At 60.0% G+C, this 2,390-nt stretch carries 2 protein-coding genes and 1 tRNA gene; all 3 read right to left on the bottom strand.

Features of this window, described 5'->3' with window-relative positions; genetic code table 11:
• Positions 1-137: 137 nt before the first annotated feature.
• The 3 genes from ACESMD_RS08035 to ACESMD_RS08025 all read right to left on the bottom strand — a co-directional run bounded on the left by ACESMD_RS08035 (position 138) and on the right by ACESMD_RS08025 (position 2,327).
• Entirely contained in the window at positions 138-785 is a 648-nt protein-coding gene (locus ACESMD_RS08035; protein ID WP_372612024.1) for a hypothetical protein, read from the bottom strand.
• A 48-nt stretch (positions 786-833) separates the two neighbouring features.
• Positions 834-2,087: a tyrosine-type recombinase/integrase gene (locus ACESMD_RS08030; protein ID WP_372612022.1), complete on the bottom strand. Its 1,254-nt coding sequence runs from the start codon at positions 2,085-2,087 to the stop codon at positions 834-836.
• A gap of 164 nt (positions 2,088-2,251) precedes the next feature.
• Positions 2,252-2,327: transfer RNA gene (locus ACESMD_RS08025), tRNA-Lys, on the bottom strand.
• Positions 2,328-2,390: the final 63 nt, after the last annotated feature.

Genomic DNA, 2,390 nt, shown 5'->3' with positions numbered 1-2,390 from the left:
CCAGCCGTGGCCTCGTATTCCGTCGGCTGCTCGAACAAACCGTTGTCACCGGGCCTGTGACGGAAGCGCAAGTGATCCATGGCTACGACTGGTGACCACAAGATGTGGGGGGTGGAGGAGCAAACCGCCCACCCCGCTTAATTATTATTAATTTTTTTGGAAGCACCACGTTTTGACGCGTATTCAGGGGCTATGTTTTTGATTTCTCTCCTGATTGCTTCATCTGAAAGCGGCCAGTGCTCTGTACCTTTGTAGCCACTTTCGTTGAGCATCTTTATAATCGTTTCTAGTTTCTCCTTGACCTTCTTGACCACATGGCCTGTGCGGAGACAGTTGCCTTCGTCCTGTTCCCATATCGCCTGAGCGAATCTTCGCATCCATTTGTGGGCCTTTTTTCGTTCCGCGTTGGAGCTGTCAAGACCCGATGTTTGGGCGCGCCTAGAGACTTCTAGTTCATGGAGCTTCCTCTGAACCTCTCTTCCCGGCAATGTCAGACGCGAGTAGAGATACCCGATGGCGAGCAGGCGGCGATTTAGCTCTTCGCTGTCAGAGGGGGTTTCGATCGCCTCCTGAGCCAGGCGGTGGCACTCCGTGGCCGCAGAAACCTGCCCAGGGGGTTGGTTGTACCAATCTTGAAGGCGGCTGGTTTCCTCCATCACCGTGGCGAGCAGTTGGCTTAGTTTGGCGGGCTCTGCGTCATTGCCCTCTAAATCCAGCTCCCGGGCGAACATGCCGAGCCCTTCCTTCGCCAGGACGGCTCTTACCACTTCATCTTCAGTGACCATGCGCTTCTCCTCGCAAGCTCGGGCAGCTGGCCCTCCATCTCTGCAACGTCAGAGAATCGTTCGGGTGATACCAGTGCGGATAGGAACGACGTTCTCAACACCGTCTCGCAGGGCGTCCAGGTAGTCGGCCCAGCTCTGCAACATCTCTCGGCGCTGCTCGAGGAACTGGGTCCGGTTGTAGGCGCGGCCATTGGCATCGCGGACCTTGTGAGCAAGTTGCTGCTCGATGTACTCGCCCGAGTAGTTAAGGCGCTCTGCCAGGATGGTCCGGGCCATGGCTCGGAAGCCGTGGGCGGTCATCTTGTTCTTGAAGCCGAGATAATCCAGGGCGGCGCCGATGGTGCTGTCGCTCATCGGGCGGGTGTTGCTGCGAGCGTTGGGGAAGACATAGCCATCGGGGCCGGTGAGACCATACAGGTCTCGCAGGATCGTCACCGCCTGCCAAGGCAACGGCACGATCAGCGGATCGGCGTTCTTGCTCGGCTCGAATGACCAGGTAGCGGCCTCGAGGTCGAAGTCGGACCACTTCGCGGTGCGCAGCTCACCAGGACGAACGAATACCAGTGGGGCCAGGTTGATGGCGGCCACCACGACCGGCGTGCCCCCGTAGCCGTCCATGGCTCGCAGTAGTGCGGGGATCTCCCTGGGGTCGGTGATGGCGGCGAAGTGCTTGGTTTTCGCTCTGCGCAGAGACCCTCGAAGGTCGGCGGTAGGGTCCCGACTGGCCTTACCGGTGGAGATCGCATAGCGGAAGACCTGGCCGCAGACGGTCTTGATCCTCGAGGCGGTCTCCAGGTGGCCGCGCCTCTCGACCTTACGCAGACAGTCCAGCAGCTCGGGCGGCGCGATCTCACTGACGGGCCGGTGCCCCAGCGTCGGGAATATGTCCCGCTCGAGGCGGCGCTTGTTGCGATCGTAGTGGGCGAGGACGACCTCGTGCTTGTGGATGTGCTCCAGCCATTCGGTCGCCACAGCCTTGAAGGTGTTGTCGGCTGCCGCCCTGCCCTGCTCCTTGGTGAGACGCTTGGCGGTGCTGGGGTCGAGACCCTGAGCCAGCAGCTCCTTCGCCTCATCGCGGGCCTTGCGGGCCTGTGCAAGCGAGACCTTGCCGGCGCCATCGCCATAGACACCGATGGCCAGGCGCTTCTCCTTGCCGTGGTGGCGGTACTTCAATCGCCAATACATGCCCCCAGATGGCGTCACCTCCAGGTACATGCCCCCACCATCGGACAATCGATATGTCTTCTCGCGGGGCTTCGCGTTGCGAACGGCGGTAGCGGACAGCTTGTTGGTCGTCGCCATTGGGGGCACCTCGAGGCGGGGGCATGGATCTGCCCCCATAGATGCCCCCGTTTACGGTGGGATGTCAAGGGATGTTATGGATTCTCTAGACAACAAAAAAGCGCCAGAAGGCGCTTGATTGCTGGGGTTATGGGGTCTTCTGGGAAGTCCTGAAACCGCATAACTGGTGGGTCGTGTAGGATTCGAACCTACGACCAATTGGTTAAAAGCCAACTGCTCTACCAACTGAGCTAACGACCCAGCACACGACGCTGCGCGCCAGGTGTTCAGGTCCGGATGGTGGGTCGTGCAGGATTCGAACCT

Source organism: Halomonas sp. (genome assembly GCF_041689495.1).
Classification (GTDB): Bacteria; Pseudomonadota; Gammaproteobacteria; order Pseudomonadales; family Halomonadaceae; genus Halomonas.
Note: the sequence above shows the minus strand (reverse complement) of the source record. Positions and strands in the feature narration are given on the sequence as shown.

Excerpts from the sequence above, each read along its gene's own strand:
- ACESMD_RS08035 (WP_372612024.1), bottom strand. The coding sequence starts at position 785 with ATGGTCACTGAAGATGAAGTGGTAAGAGCCGTCCTGGCGAAGGAAGGG.
- ACESMD_RS08030 (WP_372612022.1), bottom strand. The coding sequence starts at position 2,087 with ATGGCGACGACCAACAAGCTGTCCGCTACCGCCGTTCGCAACGCGAAG.